This is a genomic window from Micromonospora zhanjiangensis (genome assembly GCF_042650605.1).
In the GTDB taxonomy this organism is placed as follows: domain Bacteria; phylum Actinomycetota; class Actinomycetes; order Mycobacteriales; family Micromonosporaceae; genus Micromonospora_J; species Micromonospora_J zhanjiangensis.
Genome location: NZ_JBHSBN010000096.1, coordinates 1 through 1,522 on the forward strand (window position 1 = coordinate 1; position 1,522 = coordinate 1,522).

Consider the following 1,522-nt stretch of genomic DNA (forward strand, 5'->3'; position numbering starts at 1 on the left):
TCCAGCACGATAAGTGCTGGTGAGACAGGGTTCAGCTCTGGTCGCGGGGTGCGCTGGCGGACCGGCCCGTAGTAGTGCTGAAGCGCCTGTAATGGGGGTGGAGCGAAGGGGCCGGGTCATCCGTGGACGTTGATCGAAAGTCAACCCCGTCCGGTGTCGGGTGGGGGAGGAACTGGTAATGACGAGACCGGAATCAACAGGCAAACCGTTTGGTATCTCGAAGTGGGAAGTCTGGGAGGCTTACCAGAAAGTCAAAGGTAATCAGGGAGCACCTGGGGTGGACGGGGAAACCCTTGCGACATTCGAGACTGATCTTGCCAGCAATCTGTACAAGATCTGGAATCGGATGTCGTCGGGGTCGTACTTCCCACCTCCGGTGAAAGCGGTGGAAATACCGAAACCGCATGGCGGCGGGACCCGAACCCTCGGCGTGCCCACGGTCGCGGACAGGATCGCGCAGACGGTCGTTGCCCGGCATCTGGAAGCGAAGGTCGAACCGATCTTCCATCCGGATAGCTACGGCTACCGGCCCAGACGCTCGGCGCTGGACGCGGTCGCAGCATGCCGGCGGCGGTGCTGGAAGTACGACTGGGTGATCGATCTGGACATTCAGAAGTTCTTCGACACGGTGCCGTGGGACCTGGTCGTCAAAGCAGTCAAGGCACACACCGACGCCCCGTGGGTGCTGCTGTATGTCAAGCGGTGGCTTGCCGCGCCGCTGCAACAGCCCGACGGGACGCTGAGCGCACGCGACCGCGGAACTCCACAAGGCTCCGCGGTGTCACCGGTGCTGGCCAACCTGTTCATGCACTACGCGTTCGACATGTGGCTGGCCCGGGTCCACCCGCAGGTGGTGTTCGAGCGTTACGCCGACGACGCCGTGGTGCACTGCCGCAGCGAGACCGAGGCCCGCCGAGTGCTGGCCGACATCTCCGAGCGGATGCAGCAGGTCGGCTTGACACTGCACCCGGGCAAAACCCAGATCGTGTACTGCAGGGACGCCAACCGGCCACACCGCTTCGAGCGGACCGCGTTCACGTTCCTCGGGTACACGTTCCGGCCGCGTCCGGCGCGGGACCGCCACGGAGCGACGTTCCTGGCGTTCCTACCCGCGATCAGCAGCCAAGCCCTGAAGAAGATCAGCACGCAAGTCCGCCGATGGCGGCTGCACCGCTGGATCTACCACACCTTCGGCGACATCGCCCGCACGATCAACCCGATCGTCGCAGGCTGGATGCAGTACTACGGACGGTTCTACCCGTCCGCGCTGTATCGCCTCCTGGCGCGTATCAACGCCTACCTGGTGCGTTGGATCCGCAACAAGTACCGACGCTACGACGCGACCCGCGCCGCCCGCCGCAAGCTCACGGAGATCACCCACGGGTATCCCCGGATCTTCACGCACTGGCGTTGGGTCACGACCGCCTGGTGAGCAGGATGACAAGAGCCCGGTGACAGGAGACTGTCACGCCGGGATCTGTGGGAGCCGGAGGGTGAAACTCCCTCCGGCTACCCGACCCTG

Annotated in this window: 1 protein-coding gene; it reads left to right on the plus strand. The window is 64.3% G+C overall.

The annotated features are described in order from the left end of the window. Positions 1 to 178: 178 nt before the first annotated feature. The gene (gene ltrA, locus ACFOX0_RS34075) at positions 179 to 1,432 is read left to right on the plus strand and encodes a group II intron reverse transcriptase/maturase (RefSeq protein WP_377553792.1); all 1,254 of its coding nucleotides are present in this window, start codon (positions 179 to 181) and stop codon (positions 1,430 to 1,432) included. Positions 1,433 to 1,522: the final 90 nt, after the last annotated feature.

Coding starts and splice junctions, on each gene's coding strand:
- ltrA (WP_377553792.1), top strand. CDS start 179: ATGACGAGACCGGAATCAACAGGCAAACCGTTTGGTATCTCGAAGTGG.